This window comes from Sphingomonas sp. PL20 (genome assembly GCF_017875905.1).
Classification (GTDB): domain Bacteria; phylum Pseudomonadota; class Alphaproteobacteria; order Sphingomonadales; family Sphingomonadaceae; genus Sphingomonas; species Sphingomonas echinoides.
Genome location: NZ_JAGINH010000002.1, coordinates 1,005,492 through 1,023,431 on the forward strand (window position 1 = coordinate 1,005,492; position 17,940 = coordinate 1,023,431).

Sequence of the window (17,940 nt, forward strand, 5' to 3'; positions counted from 1 at the left end):
ATTTGACATGGCAATCAGCAGTGGCGGCGCCGAAGGCGAGCCCATGATGGACATGAACACGACGCCGCTGATTGACGTCATGCTCGTGTTGCTCATCATGTTCATCATCACCATTCCGATCCAGACGCACGCGGTGAAGGTCGATCTTCCGATCAACGATCCATCCGCGAAGAAGCCTGACGTCGACCCACAAAAGAACAAGATCGTCATCCAGCCGGATGGCGTGATCCTGTGGAACGGCGCACCGACCGACGAGGCGACGCTGCAGCAATATCTGGTGCAGACGACCCAGCTCAACCCCGAGCCCGAGCTGCATTTTCAACCGGACCCGGCGGCGAAGTATGAAAAGGTCGACAAGGTTCTGGCGATCATCAAGCGTTCGAACGTCTCGAAGCTCGGCTTCATCGGCAACGAGCAATATCGCAACGATTTCTAATCGCTTACGATCTGTCGATGCACAATCAGGGCGGTCCTTCGGGGCCGCCTTTTTTGTTTGAGACCGACGCGACTGCCGCTGCCAATATTGCGGACCAACTGGCGATCTGTCAGGCTTGTGTCGCGCGGAAAGGGAGGACGTTGTGGACCTGAATCGCCGATCCTTGCTGGCGCTGACGGGCGCCGCCTTGATGCCCGCCTTTCCGATCGGCGCGGCACCGCCGCTTCTGGTGCCTGTGGTCGATCGACTGCACCTGACGGTTCTGATCGATAGCACGACCGGTGTGTTCGGTGCCTCAGTAACGCGACCGGGAATCCGGGTGGTTCCGCCACCGATTACCGCAGATTATCACACGGCTTTTGCCGGCCAGTGGGGCTATTCGCTTTTGGCACGGTCGTCGGTGGGTGCGAGTACACATACGACCCTCATCGACTTTGGCTATACTGCGGCGGCATTGCTCAACAATATGGCGCTGCTCGGTGTCGATCCCGGTGCGATTGACGCGATGGTGCTGAGCCATGGCCATTACGATCATTTTGGCGGGCTTTACGGCTTCCTGGCCACGGGAAAGGTCCGCCGCCGCACCCCGTTATTAGTAGGAGGCGAGGAAGCCTTTTGCGCTCGCCTGCGGGGCACAGAGCCCGATGGCTCGCCCTTTGGCGCAATCGACCGAGCGTCGATAGGGCGCGCCGGGATCGATCTCATCGTCTCGGGCGATTCGCAGGTCGTGGCAGGGCACGGTTTTACCACGGGCCGTATCCCGTTCGTCTCGCCCGAGCGCCCGCGCGTGCCCACGGGCATGCTTCCCGGTCAGAATTGCGATAGAAGGTTGCTCGACCTTGCCAAGCGCGACAGACCCTTCGTCGTCGATGATGCCGAGCATGAATTGGGCACGGCATTCCATGTTGCCGGGCGCGGACTGGTGGTGATCGGGTCGTGTAGCCATCGCGGCATCATTAACACGGTACGACGCGCGCAAGCCGTCTCGGGCGTCGATAAGGTCCATGCGATCGTCGGCGGGTTTCACCTCGTTCCCCCACAGACGCGCGATCAGGCGATGGAAACGCTCGCGCTGATGCAGGCAATCAACCCGGATTATATCATTCCCGGTCACTGCTCCGGCGAAACGTTCGTCGCCGCCGCGCTGGCCGCGATGCCCGACAAGGTAATCCGCTCGATCGTGGGGACCAGTTACTTTTTCGGGGCGGCTTAAGCGTCGCGATCGAAGGGCATTACAACCGCGGCAGTGTCACCCCGCGTTGGCCCATATATTTGCCCGCACGGTCGGCATAGCTGGTCTCGCACGGCTCATTGCCTTCGAGGAACAGGAACTGGCACGCCCCTTCATTGGCATAGATCTTGGCCGGGAGCGGGGTGGTGTTGGAAAATTCCAGCGTGACATGCCCCTCCCAGCCGGGTTCCAGCGGGGTGACATTCACGATGATGCCGCAGCGTGCATAGGTCGATTTGCCGAGGCAGATGACCAGCACGTCGCGCGGGATGCGGAAATATTCGACCGTGCGCGCCAGCGCGAAGCTGTTGGGCGGGATGATGCAGACGTCGGTCTTGCGGTCGACGAAGCTGTTCGCCGCGAAATCCTTGGGGTCGACGATGACGCTGTCGATGTTGGTGAAGATCTTGAACTCGTCCGACACGCGCGCGTCATAACCATAGGAGGACAGGCCGTAGCTGATGCAGCCTTCACGCTTCTGGCCATCGACGAACGGCTCGATCATGCCGGTGGCGAGCGCTTGCTCGCGGATCCAGCGGTCGGACATGATCGACATGCGAATGATTCCCCTATGGTGTCGGCCTTCGATCCCCGCGTTTCGCCGGAAATGCCGATACGGGCAAGGGGGCCTCTGATCCGGTCATCTCGCGCGGCTACCCGGCAGCGCCCAAGCCCAGATCCTTTGGCCCGAAGGCGTGTGGCAGCAGCTCGGAAAGGGTGCGTCGCTCGACCGCATCGCCCTCGGCCGCACCGCACCAGACGATGATGTCGCGCCCCGCCATATCGGCGGCTTCGTTGATGACCTGGCGGCAACGCCCGCATGGGCCAACCGGGGTGCTGCCGGTCGGGCGGCCATCCGCGTCCATCGCCCCGCCGATCACACCAATCGCCACCACCTCACGCAGGCTTCCGCCACTGTTGACGGTGGCGAGTGCAACCGTCTCGGCGCAGAGCGACAGGCCATAACTGGCATTTTCGAAATTGGCCCCGGTCACGATGCGCCCGTCCGCCAGCAGCACCGCCGCGCCCACGGCGAAGCGCGAATAGGGCGCGTGCGCGTTGCGCGCGGCGGCGCGGGCGGCGGCGATCAGCGTGTCGCGGGTGCTGTCTTCGGTCATGGTGCCACTACGTCCCAATGGATCGGCCCGTCGACGCCGTCGATACGCCGCGTGCCGTTTGCCTGCCACATCCGCCAACGCCGTGCCGGATAATCGGGCGGAAAGAAATCCTGCACTGCCCAGACCGGGCGCGGGATCGCCAGTGTCACACCGTAAGCCGCGTCAAACGCCTTGCTGACCTTGAGCAGCACGGGCTTGCCGGTGTGCGATTCGACCATGGTGATGTAGCGGCGCAGTTCGTCGAGCACGATCTGCGGGGCCGGGCGCGTGGGGCAATCCGCCGCGAAATCGAGCTCGAGCGCGGCGGGCAGGGCGCTGTCGTCGCGTGGCACGGTGGTGTTGAACAGATTGGCCTGATCGGTGGCGAGGCGGCAGATCGAATACAAATGGCTGGCCCCGCGGCGCAGCCCCGTTTCATAGAGGGCGGCCCAATTTTCCTGAAAGCGGGCGTCGCGTCGGTCGGCACCACTGGTGACGCGGACATAAGCGAAATCGGCCCCGGCGCGCTTTACCGCCCACCAGTCGATCGCGCCGTTCGCCTCGGCGACATCGACGCCTTGAAAGGCGTATTTGTCGGACGGCCGCCAATGGTGCATCCAGGTCCAGCCTGCCGCATATGCCACACCGATGGTGATGATGGCGGCACCGGCCAGGCCGATCCGCTTTTTCCAACGCCCCATGCCGCCCGCTTTACCCTTTGATGTGCAGGACGCAAATCAGCGTGAACAGGCGGCGTGCCGTATCGAAATCGATGTCGATCTTGCCCTCCAGCCGTTCTTTCAGCAACGCGGCGGCGTCATTGTGGATGCCGCGCCGCGCCATATCGACCGTCTCGATCTGCGCAGGCGTGGCGTTGCGGATCGCCTGATAATAGCTGTCGCAAATCGCGAAATAGTCTTTGATCGGGCGGCGGAAGCGCCCCATGCCAAGGATATAGGTCTCGAGATGGGTGCCATCCTCGCGGTGGATCCCGATGCCGAGCCGCCCTTCCTCGACCGTCAGATCGATCTTATATGGCCCGGCATAGCCATCGGGATAGGCCTTTTGCGGCGCAAAATGGTTGCCCTCGATCAGGTCGAAGATCGCGATCCGCCGTTCCTGCTCGATATCGGCCGAGCGCCACAGGATGGTGCGCTCGTCAAGGGTCACGGCAATGATGCGCGGGTCGGACATAGCGCAGCCGTAGCCGGGCCGCGCGCGCGCGACAATCCACCGCGCCCGCTCGCGGCGTCAGGCTTCGACCGTGAGCACCTCGATCGTCGCCTCGGCGCGTCCGTCGCTCCGCGCGATCGCGGTAACCGTGGCATCGGCGACGAGATGACCGCGCAGCGTCAGTTCGACTTCTGGCAGCGCCCCGAGCCAGTGCGCCAGCGCGGCATCGTCGGGCGCGTCCAGCGTCAGCCGATGCTGTGCGCCGATAAAGGTCGCGCTGGCCCAGCGCGTGCTGTGCAGGGCACCGATCGTAATGGCACATCCCTGCGCGCGCGCATCGCGTTCCAGTGCGCGGCGCAGCAGCGTGGCGGCATCGGGGCCGCGGCTCATGGCTGCACCTGTTGCGCGGCGAGGAAGGCCTCGATCCGGCGCACCATGCGCGGGCCGGGCTCGCGGCCGCGCCTGAGATCGTGGACAAGCCGCGGGTCACGCACCGCGAGCCGCCCGAACTTGGTCGGTGGCATTGCCGTAGCCTTCAAATAGCGATCGATTTTCTGCAGCACCGACATGTCCAATCTCCCGTGATTCGCGCCGAAGTTCACGATCTGTTCCATTTTCCAACTTGTCTAGGAAATTTCCTATGGCTATCGTGTCGACTATGGAGCGAGGCGATCCCCGGGCGCGGCTGGCGGCGCTGATCGATGCCGATACGGCGAGCTATGCTGCGCTGTCGCGGATGCTGCGGCGTAATGATGCCTATCTGCAGCAATATGTCCGGCGCGGGACGCCGCGCGATCTGGCGGAGCGCGACCGGGCCCTGCTCGCCGCTTATTTTCGGGTGGATGCAGCCGAGCTGGGGGGCACGCCGTCAACGCCGATGGCGACGATCCGGCGGCTGGATGTCGAGGTGTCGGCGGGGCCGGGGACGGTGGCCGCCGATGATCCGGGCGTGGCGGAGATGTTGCTCGACCCGCGCTTGCTCGACGATTTGCGGCTGCGTCCCGCGCACGCGGCAATGCTGCGCGCGCGCGGCGATTCGATGCTGCCGACGATCGCCGATGGCGACCAGATCGTGATCGATGAACGCGACACGCGGGTCAGCGCCAGCCCGGCGATCTTCGTGCTGCGGCGGGACGGGGTGCTACTGGTGAAGCGCGTGTCCATAACCACAGACGGGTACAGGATCGTCAGCGACAATCCCGCTTATCCCGCGATCACGGCGGCGTCGGTCGACGTGATCGGACGCGTGGTGTGGCTGTCGCGGACCTTGCGCTAAGCCCTATTTCCGCCGGTCGATCAGCCACAGCGCCAGCGACAACACGCCGCCAAGCGTGATGCCGATCAGAAACCCCCGCGTCGGCCCGATCGGCGAGAACAGCCCGACCCCGGCACCTGCCATCGCGCCGATTGCGATCAAAAACCCGCCTGCAAGCGGCGTCCGGGGAGCGGGGGAGCGTGCCATGCGGGTGCTTTGCCATGTCCCGGTGCAGGACGCCAGCGTCCCATCGTGAGAGCGTCCGGCGGGTGGGATGGACTTGGTTAACCCTTACGGCGCGCGCGTTGCCGCGCTTTTGCGGAAACTGGCACGCCTCGTGATACCCGCGACGCTCGCACGCTTGCCGGCGAGCCAATTGAGCGTGGAGCGTTGATGACCTGCTTGCCCTATCTTGCGGACCGCGCTGCTTTCGTCGATGCGACCGATTTGATCGCGATCTTTGGCGAAGAGGCGGCACTGGAGGCGGCGGCGCGGGCCGACCGCAGTCGCGACCTTGGCAATTATCTGCACTTTTGCCGCTGGCGGCAGATCGAACGGCTGATTGTGTTGCTTTCGGCCGATCGCGCCGTCGGCACGGTTCATTGATCGGCGCGCAAATCGGCGACTAACCCCCTGTCACTGGGAGCGCAGCCGGGCTAGGACGAGCCATGTCGTTTTCGGTCGGGCGGCGGGGCGTGTCGTTGGCCGCCGCCGGGTTCCTTTGTGTGGCTTGCCCGCGAGCGATGGCGCAAGTGCGTCCGTCGACCGAGCAGGCTGACCCCAAGGTATCACCGCTCGATCCGCAATCGCCGCTCGCGCCGTTGCCGGGGTTGGGGGTCGATTGGCCCGATTTGTCCAAGGCCCCACCAGAGCCGGTTGCGGCGGATACGCCGACCGCGCTGACCGGCGACACCCGCTATGATTTCCGCGTCGACGGGATCGACGATGTCGCCAGCAGCCTGCTCAGCGACCGGTTTGCCCAGCTGTCGACGCTGAAGGCCAATGTCGGCCAGCCCGCGAACGCCGCGCAGCTCGATCGCCGGGCGCGCGAGGATGCGACCTTGCTGACAACATTGCTGCGGGCCGAAGGCTATTACGACGCACATGTGACGACGCGCGTGGAACCGGCCGCGCGACCGCTGGTCGTGCTGGATGCCGAGCCCGGGCAACTCTACACCTTTGCGGGCGTGAACGTTGCAGGCGTGGAGGCGGCGGGCGCGAAGGCCACCACACTCCGCCGCGCGTTCGGGGTCAATCCGGGCGATGCCGTCAATTCGGATGCGGTGGTCGCGGGCGCGACGAGTTTGCGCACCACAATCAACGATCGCGGTTTCCCGTTCGCGGTGGTTGGCGATCCGCAAATCGTCGTCGATCGCGCCGCGCACACCGCCACGCTGGATATGGCGGTGGTGCCGGGGGCCGAGCGCCGCTTCGGCAAGATCGTGATGACTTCGGGCGACAAGGTGTTCGGGGCCAAACATGTGCAGGACATTGCGCGCTTCGTTCCCGGCCAGACCTATGATGCCTCCGCGCTGGTCGATTTGCGGCGGGCGGTGATTCAGACCGGGCTGGTCTCCTCGACTAAGATCGAGCCTGTCGAAGGCACCGAACCCGGCACGGTGGATATTGCGGTCGGCCTGGAACCGGCACCGCCGCACACGATTGCCGGCGAGCTTGGCTATGGCACCGGCGAAGGCGCGCGCGCTGAAGTGAGCTGGACGCACCGCAACCTGTTCCCGCCCGAAGGCGCGCTGACGCTGCGCGGGGTGCTCGGCACCGAAGAGCAATTGGCGAGCGTCATCTTCCGCCGCAACAATTTCGAGGGGCGCGACCGCGTGCTGACCTTCCAGGCGGTGGCGTCCAACTTGAAGCGCACTGCCTATCAGGCACGCACCGTGTCGCTGTCGGGCAGCCTGGAGCGGCAGACCAACATCTTCTTCCAGAAGAAGTGGACCTGGTCGCTCGGCGGGGAACTGGCCGCGTCCGACGAGCGCGACGTGATCGTGACGACGGGTGCCCCGCGCCGCCGCACCTATTTCATCGCGGCGCTGCCGACGACGCTCAGCTATGACGGGTCCAACGATCTGCTCAACCCGACGCGGGGTTTCCGCCTGAGTGGACGTTTCTCGCCCGAAGCGTCGCTGGAAGGATCGATCTTCGGCTATGCCAAGATTCAGATCGACGCCAGCGCTTACCAGCCGATCACGACCGGTGCGGTGCTGGCAGGACGTATCCGCTTGGGCACGATCGCGGGCGCGCCGCGCGACGCGGTGGCACCGTCGCGGCGCTTCTATGCCGGTGGCGGTGCCTCGGTGCGCGGCTATGGCTATCAGGACATCGGCCCGCGCGACCCCAATAACGATCCGATCGGCGGGCGCAGCCTTGCCGAATTTTCGCTGGAGGCGCGGGTCAAGGCGTTCGGCCATTTCGGCGTGGTGCCGTTCTTCGATGGCGGCAACATCTATACCGGCGGCATCCCGACGCTGGGCGGGATGCGCTACGGCACCGGCATTGGCGTGCGTTATTATTCCAATTTCGGGCCGATCCGCATCGATGTCGGCACGCCTGTAAACCCCGCCAAGGGGGATCCGCGCGTGGCCGTCTATGTCTCGCTGGGGCAGGCGTTTTGACCGGGGAGTCGCTTCCCGAAACGGTCGAAGCCGCGCCTGTGCCGCCGCGTCGCCGGCGCTGGGGGCGGATCGTGTTGGGGGCAACGCTCGGTCTGCTGCTGGTGCTGCTCGCGGCGCTGGGGCTGGTCGATACCGCGATCGGGCACCGGATGATTGCCGACACGATCGCCGGTCTGCGGCCCGCCAATGGTCTGCGCTACAGCATCGGTCGGATCGAGGGATCGATCTACAGCCGCGCGACGCTGATCGATGTGCGGGTGCGCGATCCCAAGGGGCTGGTGTTTGCCGCACCGCGCGCCGAACTGCATTGGTCGCCGCTGCGCTGGCTCGACAATCGGCTGGATATCATCAGCTTGCGCATTCCGAGCGCAACGCTGTCCAAAGTGCCCGAGACGCGCCCGACCGAGACCAAGGGGCCGATCCTGCCGGGGTTCGATATCCGCATCGGCGCACTGGCGGTGGACCGGCTGATCGTCGGGCGCGCGGTGACCGGGGTGGAGCGGATCGGGCGGCTGCGCGCGCGCGCGGACATCCATAATCGGCGCGCGCTGATCGATCTGGCGGCGATGGTGGCGGGGAGTGACCGGCTGCGCGTCCATCTCGACGCCGAGCCCGATCGCAACCGGCTGGAGGTTGCGGCGCGGGCGCGCGGCAGCGCCACGGGCGTGCTCGCCAAGCTGATCGGGGTCGCGCGCCCGATCGCGCTGGATATTGGGGGCAAGGGAAGCTGGCAGGCGTGGCGGGGCAAGGCGATTGCCGATGTCGGCCCGACGCGGCTGGTCGATCTCGCGCTCACCAACCGCGCCGGGGCCTATACGCTTTCGGGTGTCTTGACGCCGGGGCCGCTGGTGCATGGCAAGCTCGAACGGCTGACCGCCCCGCGCGTGCTGGTGAATGGTGGCGCTACGCTGGTCGACCGGCAGCTCAAGGGCACGCTGTCGCTCCGTTCGGTCTCGCTCAGCCTGACTGGCGATGGCACGCTTGACCTGGCGGAAAGCGCCTATCGCAATGTGCGGCTCCACGCGATCCTGCTGCGGCCACCGGCGTTGTTCCCCAACATGACCGGGCGTGCGATCGAATTGCGCACCATCCTCGACGGTCGCTTCGCGACGGCGGCCTTCGACTACCGCCTGAGCGCAGCGCGCTTTGCCTTTGACGATACGGGTTTCGAGGACTTCCACGCCGCCGGTCGCGGGCATTTGTCCAAACAGCCGGTGTTGCTGCCGATCCACGCGGTCGCGGCGCGCGTCACCGGGGTTGGCGATGTGGCGGGCGGCATTCTGCGCAATCTCACGATCGATGGCGTGCTGCGGGTGACCTCGAAGCTGGTCATCGGCGACGACCTCAAGCTGAGCTCGGACAAGCTCAACGGGCGGATCAACCTGCTGCTCGATCTCAGCGACGGGCGCTATGATATTGGTCTGAATGGTGGCCTGGGGCGCTACCGCATCCCCGGCCTCGGCGTGGTCGATGTGCAGACGGAGCTCAAGGCGGTGCCGGGCCCTGGCGGCCACGGCACGCGCGTCGTCGGCCAGGGCACGGCGCGGATGCTGACGCTGGAGAATGCGTTCTTCCGGTCGCTGGCAGGCGGGTTGCCGCGCGTCGTCACTGGCTTGGAGCGGACCCCCGACGGGATCCTGCACCTCAACCATCTCGTGCTGACCGCGCCGCAAATCCGCATCACCGGCAATGGCTATCGCCGCCGCGACGGCACCTTCCATTTCGAAGGGGTGGGCCAGCAAGCAACCTATGGCCCGCTGACGCTGAAGCTCGATGGCAAGATCGACCATCCGACGCTCGATCTGGTGTTCAAAAGTCCCAATGACACGATGGGCCTCAGCGACGTGATCGCGCATCTCGATCCGACGGCAGAGGGGTTCACCTTCACCGCGCGCGGCGGATCGCGGCTGGGGGCGTTCAGCGGCAATGGCGCGATCCTGTTGCCCAAGGGCGGCGACGGGACGATCTCCATCGCCGATCTGGCGGTGAGCGGGACACATGCCAAGGGGCCGCTGCGGATCGTGCCGGGCGGGTTTGACGGCACGCTGGCGGTGGCCGGTGGGGGCTTGTCGGGCGCGGTGCTGTTCGCTCCGGTGGGCGAGCATCAGCGGATCGAGGCGCATCTCGATGCCACCGCAGCACGGTTGAGCGATGCGGTGGTGTTGCGGCGCGGGCGTCTCGATGCGGTGGCGCTGCTCGATCCGGCGGGGACGTCGATTGAAGCGAGCGTGACCGGCGCTGGGTTGCGGCGCGGGTCGCTGGTGATCGGGCGCTTTGCTGCGCGCGCCTCGCTGCGCGGCGGCACCGGCTCCATTACCGCCTCGATCGCCGGGTCGACCGGGCGTGCCTTCGATATTCAGTCGCTCACTCGCGTGACGCCGGACAGCTACTCTGTGACCGCGCAGGGTACGCTTGATCGTCGGCCGCTGAAGCTCGTCACCCCTGCGGTGTTCACGCGCGATGGCGATGGCTGGCGACTGGCTCCGACCGACCTCACCTTCTCGGGCGGGGACGCGAAGCTGTCGGGCCGCTTCACCGGCAAATCGAGCGCGATCGATGCGACGCTCACGCGGATGCCGCTGTCGATCCTCGACATCGGCTATCCGGGGCTTGGCCTCGGCGGCAATGCTTCGGGCACCCTGTCCTATGCGCAAGGCGGCGGCGCGGCCCCGACCGGCAAGATCGACATGACGGTGCGTGGCCTGACGCGTTCGGGCCTGATCCTGTCATCGCGTCCGGTCGATGTCGGGATTGCCGGAGTGCTGTCGCCCGACCGCATCGCCGCGCGTGCGGTCGCGGCCACCGGCGGCAAGACCGTCGGGCGCGCGCAAATGCTGCTGACCTTGCCGGCAGGCCCCGATCTGGCGACGCGCGTGTCCAATGCCGGGGCGTTTGCGCAGCTTCGCTATGACGGGCCTGCCGACACGATCTGGCGGCTGACCGGGGTCGAACTGTTCGATCTGACCGGCCCGGTCGCGATCGGTGCGGACGTTGGCGGGACGATCGCCAACCCGCAAATCACCGGTGTCGTCCAGGCCAAGGGCGCGCGTATCGAAAGCGCGACGACGGGCACGGTGCTGACCAATGTGCAGGCGGCCGGGCGTTTCGGCGGGTCGCGCCTCACCATCGATCGCTTTGCGGCGGACGCGGGCAAAGGCGGGCGTGTCAACGGAAGCGGGACGTTCGATTTTGCGGCGAAGAACGGCCTCGGGCTCGACCTGACCTTGCAGACCGACCGCGCGGTGATGATCGCGCGCGACGATATCGGCGCGACCGTCACTGGCCCGTTGCGCTTCCAGTCGGATGGGGCAGGGGGCACGATCTCGGGCGATCTGAAGCTCGACAAGGCACGCTATCGCCTGGGCCAGGCGAGTGCGGCCAGCGCGGTGCCGCAACTCGCCATTCGCGAAATCAACGTGCCCGGCGGGGGCGCGGAGGATGACGAAGCGCCGCGTACGCCGTGGCAGCTCGCCATCCATGCGCGCGCGGCCAACCAGGTGCTGGTCACCGGGCTCGGATTGCGCAGCGAATGGTCGGCCGACCTCAAGATCGGCGGCGCGCCCGACAATCCCGCGATCACCGGTCGTGCCGATCTGGTGCAGGGCAATTACGATTTCGCGGGGCGCAGCTTCGCGCTCGAACGCGGCAAGATCCTGTTTGCCGGCGAAGTGCCCGCCAATCCGGCGCTGGATATCTCGGCCAACGCCAACACCACGGGGCTGAACGCGTCGATCAACGTCACCGGCCCCGCGCTCAAGCCCGAAATCACCTTCTCCAGCGTGCCCGCTTTGCCGCAGGACGAATTGCTGTCGCGGCTGTTGTTCGGCACCTCGATCACCAATTTGTCCGCCCCCGAGGCACTGCAATTGGCCTCAGCGGTGGCGGCGTTGCAAAACGGCAAGGGTGGGCTCGATCCGATCAACGCGGTGCGCCGCGTGGCCGGGCTCGACCGCCTGCGCATCCTCCCCGCCGATCCGCAAACCGGGCAGGGCACCTCGGTCGCGGCGGGCAAATACATTACGCGGCGTTTCTACGCCGAGATCGTTTCCGACGGGGCGGGCTATTCGGCGACACAAGTCGAGTTCCAGGTGACGCGTTGGCTGTCGGTGTTGTCGAGCATCTCGACGCTGGGGCGGCAAAGCGCAAACCTGCGCGTATCGAAGGATTATTGAGGCGGGGAGCAGGCGGTGGCGGAAACCAAGACCGACGAATATCTCTCAGCGCTGTTTGCGGACTCCTATAAGCGCGAGCTGGATGCCGACGAGGCCATCTGGCGCTCACTGCCGTTTTTCGCGGCGATCCTGGGTCTTGCCGTCGCGGTCCTGCCGAGCATTTATCGCTCGGCCTTTTCGGTGCGCGAGCCGGGCTGGACGATCGCGGTGGCCGTTCTGCTGGTGGGAGCGCTCGTGTGTTTTGTCGTCGCCGGGCGCTGGTTCTGGGACGTCATCCGGCTGCGTGAGTATCGCTATCCGCCCAGCGATGTCGAAATTCTGGATTACGCCCAAACCTTGGGCACCTTCTATCAGGACATTGGCAAGAAGGCGCTTGAGCGCGACGGGTTGATTCGGGATGATCTGCGAACGCTGATGATCGCGGAACTGGCCGATGCGGCAACCTCCAACCGCCGTAACAACGTTGCCAAGGCGCGGGCGCGCAGCCAGGTGCTGTTGTTCGTGATGACGGGCTTCCTGCTCGCATTCTGCGCGGAAGCGACTATATTGCTGGCAGAGGCGTTCACCACTCCCAGCGAGCGGTGCCGCCCTGGAGGTAAAGCCAATGCCGGATCTGCCCAAAACTGCCGAAACGCAGCGGCCCCCGCAAAAGCCGCAGCCGCCCAAGCACCATATCGTGCGCGAGGGCGCTAGCTTCACGCTGAAAAGCTTTAGCCAGCCGCTACGCAAGCCGGCGTAACGCCCTAGCCGATCGTCGGCGGGCGGCGCATCCGCCGCCCGCGCTTGGGGTCAGGCAGGCTCGCCGATCACGGTTTTCACTTCCATGAAGTCGGTCAGGCCGAACTTGCCGTTTTCGCGGCCATTGCCCGATTGTTTGTAGCCGCCGAACGGGGCGTTGCCGTCCGGGCTCCACGAATTGATCGTCACCAGCCCGGCGCGCAGCCGTGGTGCGATTTTGGCGGCCTTAGCGGCATCACCCGAAATCGTCGCGGACAGGCCGTAGGGCGTGCCGTTGGCGATCTTCACCGCTTCATCTTCGCTGTCATAGGCGATGATCGTCGCGACCGGGCCGAACACCTCTTCCTGCGCGATGCGCATGTCGGGCGTGACGTCCGCAAACAGCGTCGGTTTGATGAAATAGCCGACATTGCGGCCATCGGGCCGCCCGGTGCCGCCGGTGACGAGCGTCGCGCCCTCGTCGATCGCCGACTGGATCAGCCCCTGGATCTTGTCGAACTGCGCCTTGTTGACGACCGGGCCGATATGCGCGCCCATTTCGGCCGGGTCGCCCACTTGCGTGCCCTCCATCATCGCCTTGACGATGCCGGTGGCGTCCGCGACCTGGCTTTTGTGGACCAGCAGGCGCGTCGGCGCGATGCAGCTTTGGCCCGAATTGGCGAGCACGCCTTGCACGGTCGGCGGCAGCACCGCGGCGAGATCCGCGCCTTCGATCACCAGATTGGCCGCCTTGCCGCCCAGTTCCTGATGCACGCGCTTGACCGTCGCCGCCGCTGCCTGCGCGATCGCGATGCCGGCGCGAGTCGATCCGGTGAAGCTGACCATGTCGACATCGGGGTGCGCCGACAGTGCCGAGCCGACGCCCACGCCGTCGCCATTGACCAGGTTGAACACGCCCGCCGGAACGCCTGCGGCATCGAGAATCTCGGCCAGAATCACCGCGCAGCCGGGCGATTCCTCGCTTGGCTTCAGGATCATCGTGTCGCCTGCTGCCAGGGCGGGTGCCACCTTGGCAGTGACCTGGTTGAGCGGCCAGTTCCAAGGGGTGATCATCGCGACGACGCCGAGGGGTTCATGCACCACGCGCGCGCGGCCGAGCTGTTCGTCGAACTGGAAGGCGTTGAGCGCCTTCAGCGTGGAGATGAAATGCCCGAGCCCGGCGGGCACTTGCGCCGCCGTGGCAAAACCGATCGGCGCGCCCATTTCCTGGCTGACCGCCTGCGCCAGATCGGGGATGCGCTTCTTATATTCCTCGATGATCCGTTCGAGCAGCGCGGCGCGTTCGGCGACGCTGGTTTGCGAATAGCTCTCGAACGCGGTGCGCGCGGCGGCGACGGCGGCATCGACATCGGCGGGCGTGCCGAGCGTGATTTCGCTGCAGGGCTGCTCGGTCGCGGGGTTGATCACCGCGTGGCGCGTGCCGCCGATGCTGTCGACCCAGGCACCGTTGATATACTGTTTGAGGTAGCTCTTCATCGCCGCTCTCCACCGTCTTGAATTTCTGGTACGCGACGACAAATGGAGCGGGACGAAATAGGTTGCAACCCGAAACGTACGTCGTCGGTTGGGGCGGTTCGATAAGGAGATAGGCAGATGGCACGCGTTGCGCGGATCGACCGTATTGGTGGCCCCGAAGTGATCGAATGGGTCGATGTGAATTTGCCCGATCCCGGCCCCGGCGAAGTGCGGATGCGCAATGTCGCGGTGGGGCTGAACTTCATCGATGTCTATCACCGCACCGGGCTGTACCCGATGGCGTTGCCGGGTGGGCTGGGTTCGGAGGCGGCGGGTGTGGTTACCGCCGTGGGGCCGGGCGTGACCGAGGTCGCGCCGGGCGACCGTGTCGGTACTTTCGGCCCCGCGCTCGGTGCCTATGCGACCGAACGCAATGTCCCCGCCAAGATCCTGCTCAAGCTGCCCGATGATATCAGCGACCAGACCGCCGCCGCCGTGCTGCTCAAAGGCTGCACCACCGAATTCCTGATCGAGCGTTGCGCGCGCGTGCAGGCCGGACAGACCGTGCTGGTTCATGCCGCAGCGGGCGGCACCGGGCATTTGCTGGTCGGCTGGCTGAAAGCGATCGGCGCGACCGTGATCGGCACCGTCGGCAGCCCGGAAAAGGCGGTGCAGGCCAAGGCGGCGGGGGCCGACCATGTGCTGCTCCACAAGAGCGAGGATGTGGCGCAGCGCGTGCGCGAGCTGACCGACGGCGCGGGCGTGCCGATCATTTTCGACGGGGTCGGTATGGCGACCTGGGAGGTTTCGCTGGCCAGCGCCGCGCGGCGCGGCCTGATCGTCAGCTTCGGCAATGCCGGTGGCAAGGTGACCGGGGTCGATCTCGGCATCCTGTCGGCGCGCGGGTCGCTGTTCGTCACCCGCCCGACGCTGTTCAGCTATTATGTCACGCCCGAGGAGCGCCAGGCCGGGATCGACCGCGTGTTCACGATGCTGCGCTCGGGCGCGATCACCCCCGAAATCGGCCAGACCTTCGCGCTGGAAGACGCCGCCGCCGCGCACCGCGCGCTGGAAGCCGGGGAGACGTGTGGCGCGACCGTGCTGACCGTGTAACCGCCTTGGGCATTTTGTCTCATCGCAGTCGGCGCGCGGGTTCCTATCTAGACGGCAGCGAAAAGGTTGGATCAGACATGGCGGACACACAGACTGAAGGCGAAAAATGGCGCTGGATCCTCAAATCCGGGGCCAAGGGCCTGTGCCCGCGCTGCGGCAAGGGGCATATGTTCCGCTCATGGCTGAAGGTGGTCGATCGCTGCGAAGTGTGCGGGTTGGATTACAGCTTCGCCTCGCCGGATGACGGCCCGGCCTTCTTCTCCTTGTGCATCGTCGCCTTTCCATTGCTGTTCGTGGTGGTGTGGTTCCAGGTGGCGTTCAGCCCGCCCTTCTGGGTCCATGCCGTCACCTCGCTGCCGCTGATGCTGGCGGGATGCCTGCTGCCGCTACGCCCGATCAAGGGATGGCTGGTCGCCTCGCAATATGTGAACAAGGCGCATGAGGCGGGGACGGCGCAATTGTGGGGGCAGTTGAACGGGCGGACGGTCGAGAAGGGCGGGACGGCGTTTGATGAGTGAGGGGGCGGGTGTTCGGCATTAAAGAATGCCGATGTCATGCAGCCATTGCTTGACCTGCCCCGGCCATTCTGTGGTGATCGGATCGGCAGTTGGGCGCATGCCGAAAGCGTGGCCGCCCTTCGCATAGAGACGCAGATCGACCGGTACGCCTGCGTCGTTCAGCGCCAGCGCATAGGCCATTGGTTGCCGGATATTGTCCATTGAATCGTTCATGGCGTGAAGGATGAGCGTCGGCGGGGCCTTCGGGCTGATCGTCACCCAGGGTTGCAAGTCCAGGCTGTTCCGCCCCTTGCTGGTGTCCACCATGCGCGCCGTATAGGCGATGATCGCAAAGTCGGGTCGTGGGGATTGGCGGTCGGCCGCGTCGGCTGGCGGATAGGTGCGCTCTTCCGTATTGCTCATATTCGCGGCGAGATAGGCACCGGCTGAAAACCCGATTACGCCGATCTTATGGGGATCGATGCCGTAGCTGGCGGCATCCTGTCGTAGCAAACCCATCGCGCGTTGGGCATCTTCCAACGCCAACAGCACCTTCGGCCGCCGTTGCTGTCCATTTTCCGCCGGCCAGGCTTGCGGGGTCCGGTATTTGAGCATGGCGCAGGTCATGCCCTGCTGGACCACCCAGTCGCATATTTCGGTGCCTTCCAAATCGGTGGCGACGACTTCAAATCCGCCCCCTGGCAGCACCAACATCGCGGCCCCGTTGTGCGGCCCTTTGGGGCGATAGAGCGTCATGGTTGGTCGCGTGACATAGGTTGCCCAGTGCCATTTGCGCCCTCCAACCAGACCGGTGCCATTGCCCGTTGCTTCGGGACGATCGCCGCTGTCGGGTTTGGCGAGGGCGACGTTTGCCGGCCATAGCGGCACCTGCGTAGCGTCGACGGGGGCTTGCCATACGCCTTCGCGTTCGTCCTTCGGGATCTGGACGCGGGCTGGCGCGCTATCGGATTTGGCTGCCTGGCCTGAGGCGGCTCCTGCGGTGCAGAAGGTGAGGAGCGAGCACATGACAAACCGGAACCGCGACAAGCGTCATCTCCTGATGTGAGCGAACAACCTGTGCTCCAAGGCCAGCTTGGTTGCGCGATCGGACGGTAGCCGCGCCCACCCGTCACGCCAATCGCAACTTTCTCGATCTGGAAGATTGAGCGGCGGCAGCCTTTGCTAAACGCTATCGACCGAGCAACCATTCGAAGGCGTGCGCGATGGCGTCTCGACCGTCATGCGGTATCGGTTCGGAGTGCGCTGCCAGCACTGCCTCGGTCGGCCAAGCCATAATCCGTTGCAATGCGTTTCGAGCGAGGCTGCGATCGTAAAAGGTTACCCGGAATTTTCTGGGGACGGTCGGCTGGGGCGCGGTGAGGAGATCCAATCTCGCAACCACCGCACGCCAGCCTTTGAACCATTCCGGCTCAAAGTGTTGGATCAAATCGGTAAAGATCGCGGTTTGGCTGTGACGATGGAAAAAGACGACTTCGGTCGTGATGCGATTCCCTCGAACGACCACCTGGTCGATATCCTTCGACCAGGCCGCTGCGGGCGTATCATCGAGGTCGCTGTCCCACTTCAGGTCCGGGCGCTTGGCGCGCAATTGCGGCACGGCATAGGATTTGGCATCTGGATAGGCCTTCTGCCAATCGCCAATGAAGGCGTGATGTAATGTGTTGGGCGCGACGATGTGGCGCACCGGTCCTAGCCGATCGACGGCACGTTGAAGGCCGCTGGAGAACGCCGTCGGCGACCAGAGGAAGAGTGCGCCATCGGATAAGCGGATGACAATCATGCGGGTGGGATAGTCGAAGCCCGCGACGGATACCGTCGGGCCATTGGCCGCCCATATCTCTTCACCGAAGCGTTGCAGCATCTCACCCCACCCCCCCGAGTTCGCTAAAGACACCGCCGAGCCCCTCAAGGATGCTTGCCTCGGCGTTACTGCATTCGTGCAACGGCCGGAAGGGGCGGGGAGCGCGCGGTTGGAGCGCGCTGCCCGACGGTTGTGCGGTTGTTCACGAAGAGAAAAGGCGCCCGGATCGCTCCGGACGCCCTTTCTTCGATCACGTCGTGGCAAACCACGCCGTCGGTCCTCGCTGAAGCGAGGCCGGCCGACAGCTCCTGTGCGGACTTG

The 17,940-nt window shown here is 65.5% G+C and carries 19 protein-coding genes; 9 read left to right on the plus strand and 10 right to left on the minus strand.

Going from position 1 to position 17,940, the window contains the following annotated elements:
* The first annotated feature begins 7 nt into the window (after positions 1-7).
* Both H4W01_RS04790 and H4W01_RS04795 read left to right on the plus strand, forming a co-directional pair.
* Positions 8-436, plus strand: a complete 429-nt coding sequence (locus tag H4W01_RS04790; RefSeq protein ID WP_010407958.1) for an ExbD/TolR family protein — start codon at positions 8-10, stop codon at positions 434-436.
* Between the two features lie 142 nt (positions 437-578).
* Positions 579-1,649, plus strand: coding sequence for an MBL fold metallo-hydrolase (locus tag H4W01_RS04795; RefSeq protein WP_010407961.1), 1,071 nt, complete (start codon positions 579-581; stop codon positions 1,647-1,649).
* 19 nt (positions 1,650-1,668) lie between these two features.
* Here H4W01_RS04795 and dcd read toward each other — a convergent pair whose 3' ends face one another.
* The 6 genes from dcd to H4W01_RS04825 form a co-directional block, all read right to left on the minus strand.
* A complete protein-coding gene (gene dcd / locus H4W01_RS04800; protein ID WP_010407963.1) occupies positions 1,669-2,223 on the minus strand; it encodes a dCTP deaminase in 555 nt (184 codons plus the stop codon).
* A gap of 97 nt (positions 2,224-2,320) precedes the next feature.
* The gene (locus H4W01_RS04805; RefSeq protein WP_209610110.1) at positions 2,321-2,785 is read right to left on the minus strand and encodes a cytidine deaminase; all 465 of its coding nucleotides are present in this window, start codon (positions 2,783-2,785) and stop codon (positions 2,321-2,323) included.
* Positions 2,782-3,465, minus strand: coding sequence for a GH25 family lysozyme (locus H4W01_RS04810; protein ID WP_010407966.1), 684 nt, complete (start codon positions 3,463-3,465; stop codon positions 2,782-2,784). The genes H4W01_RS04805 and H4W01_RS04810 overlap by 4 nt, the downstream gene beginning before the upstream one ends.
* Positions 3,466-3,475: 10 nt before the next feature.
* On the minus strand, positions 3,476-3,958 hold the full coding sequence (locus H4W01_RS04815; protein ID WP_209610111.1) for a UPF0262 family protein: 483 nt from the start codon (positions 3,956-3,958) through the stop codon (positions 3,476-3,478).
* Between the two features lie 57 nt (positions 3,959-4,015).
* Positions 4,016-4,327, minus strand: coding sequence for a hypothetical protein (locus H4W01_RS04820; RefSeq protein ID WP_209610112.1), 312 nt, complete (start codon positions 4,325-4,327; stop codon positions 4,016-4,018).
* On the minus strand, positions 4,324-4,506 hold the full coding sequence (locus H4W01_RS04825) for a hypothetical protein (protein ID WP_029623047.1): 183 nt from the start codon (positions 4,504-4,506) through the stop codon (positions 4,324-4,326). The genes H4W01_RS04820 and H4W01_RS04825 overlap by 4 nt, the downstream gene beginning before the upstream one ends.
* Before the next feature lie 71 nt (positions 4,507-4,577).
* Between H4W01_RS04825 and H4W01_RS04830 the strand changes: the two genes are divergently transcribed.
* On the plus strand, positions 4,578-5,213 hold the full coding sequence (locus H4W01_RS04830; RefSeq protein ID WP_334685155.1) for a S24 family peptidase: 636 nt from the start codon (positions 4,578-4,580) through the stop codon (positions 5,211-5,213).
* Between the two features lie 3 nt (positions 5,214-5,216).
* Here the strand turns inward: H4W01_RS04830 and H4W01_RS04835 are convergent, their stop codons facing one another.
* The gene (locus tag H4W01_RS04835) at positions 5,217-5,399 is read right to left on the minus strand and encodes a hypothetical protein (RefSeq protein ID WP_010407976.1); all 183 of its coding nucleotides are present in this window, start codon (positions 5,397-5,399) and stop codon (positions 5,217-5,219) included.
* 186 nt (positions 5,400-5,585) lie between these two features.
* Here H4W01_RS04835 and H4W01_RS04840 point away from each other — a divergent pair, with 186 nt between their 5' ends.
* The 4 genes from H4W01_RS04840 (at position 5,586) to H4W01_RS04855 (ending at position 12,687) form a co-directional block, all read left to right on the plus strand.
* A complete protein-coding gene (locus H4W01_RS04840; protein WP_209610113.1) occupies positions 5,586-5,798 on the plus strand; it encodes a hypothetical protein in 213 nt (70 codons plus the stop codon).
* 62 nt (positions 5,799-5,860) lie between these two features.
* Positions 5,861-7,822 (plus strand): autotransporter assembly complex protein TamA, encoded by a 1,962-nt coding sequence (locus H4W01_RS04845; protein ID WP_209610114.1) that lies wholly within the window; start codon positions 5,861-5,863, stop codon positions 7,820-7,822.
* Positions 7,819-11,994 (plus strand): translocation/assembly module TamB domain-containing protein, encoded by a 4,176-nt coding sequence (locus H4W01_RS04850; RefSeq protein WP_209610115.1) that lies wholly within the window; start codon positions 7,819-7,821, stop codon positions 11,992-11,994. Before H4W01_RS04845 ends, H4W01_RS04850 begins: the two co-directional genes overlap by 4 nt.
* Positions 11,995-12,009: 15 nt before the next feature.
* Complete coding sequence (locus tag H4W01_RS04855; RefSeq protein WP_209610116.1) at positions 12,010-12,687, plus strand: hypothetical protein; 678 nt, start codon at positions 12,010-12,012, stop codon at positions 12,685-12,687.
* 96 nt (positions 12,688-12,783) lie between these two features.
* On the opposite strand, the gene H4W01_RS04860 is transcribed toward H4W01_RS04855, so the two are convergent.
* Positions 12,784-14,208: an aldehyde dehydrogenase family protein gene (locus tag H4W01_RS04860; protein ID WP_209610117.1), complete on the minus strand. Its 1,425-nt coding sequence runs from the start codon at positions 14,206-14,208 to the stop codon at positions 12,784-12,786.
* Positions 14,209-14,325: 117 nt separating this feature from the next.
* Here H4W01_RS04860 and H4W01_RS04865 point away from each other — a divergent pair, with 117 nt between their 5' ends.
* Both H4W01_RS04865 and H4W01_RS04870 read left to right on the plus strand, forming a co-directional pair.
* Positions 14,326-15,300, plus strand: coding sequence for a quinone oxidoreductase family protein (locus H4W01_RS04865; protein WP_209610118.1), 975 nt, complete (start codon positions 14,326-14,328; stop codon positions 15,298-15,300).
* Between the two features lie 77 nt (positions 15,301-15,377).
* Complete coding sequence (locus H4W01_RS04870; RefSeq protein ID WP_010407992.1) at positions 15,378-15,818, plus strand: DUF983 domain-containing protein; 441 nt, start codon at positions 15,378-15,380, stop codon at positions 15,816-15,818.
* 18 nt (positions 15,819-15,836) lie between these two features.
* On the opposite strand, the gene H4W01_RS04875 is transcribed toward H4W01_RS04870, so the two are convergent.
* Complete coding sequence (locus tag H4W01_RS04875; RefSeq protein WP_334685156.1) at positions 15,837-16,553, minus strand: alpha/beta hydrolase; 717 nt, start codon at positions 16,551-16,553, stop codon at positions 15,837-15,839.
* 433 nt (positions 16,554-16,986) lie between these two features.
* Entirely contained in the window at positions 16,987-17,679 is a 693-nt protein-coding gene (locus H4W01_RS04880; RefSeq protein ID WP_209610120.1) for a DUF4336 domain-containing protein, read from the minus strand.
* Positions 17,680-17,940 lie beyond the last annotated feature (261 nt).